Source organism: Pseudomonas ceruminis, from assembly GCF_021602025.1.
GTDB lineage: Bacteria > Pseudomonadota > Gammaproteobacteria > Pseudomonadales > Pseudomonadaceae > Aquipseudomonas > Aquipseudomonas ceruminis.
In genome coordinates this window covers 1-255 of record NZ_BQHW01000095.1, presented here as the reverse complement: position 1 = coordinate 255, position 255 = coordinate 1, and the positions used below count along the sequence as shown (strand labels likewise).

The 255-nt window shown below is 63.9% G+C and carries 1 protein-coding gene; it reads right to left on the bottom strand.

From position 1 onward, the window contains the following. Positions 1-255, bottom strand: a 255-nt coding sequence (locus L6D80_RS29965) for an Ig-like domain-containing protein (RefSeq protein WP_236183119.1), incomplete at both ends; no start/stop codon positions are given.

Genomic DNA, 255 nt, shown 5'->3' with positions numbered 1-255 from the left:
CTTGCAGCGACGAGCCATCCTTCACTGCCGGATTCAAGGTGAGCTGGAAGGTCCCATCGGCACCTACGGTACCGGTAGCCAGCACGTTGCCTGCGCCATCGCGTACTTGCACCGTGGCGCCTACTTCGCCACGGCCGCTGATTTGCTGACCGGCCAGGCCAATCACCAAGTCGGTAGGTGCAGCTGGTGGGGTGGTGTCGCCGCCATCGATATCCGGTGCAGTGACATTGCCCGCGGTGGAGATGTTGCCCGCGG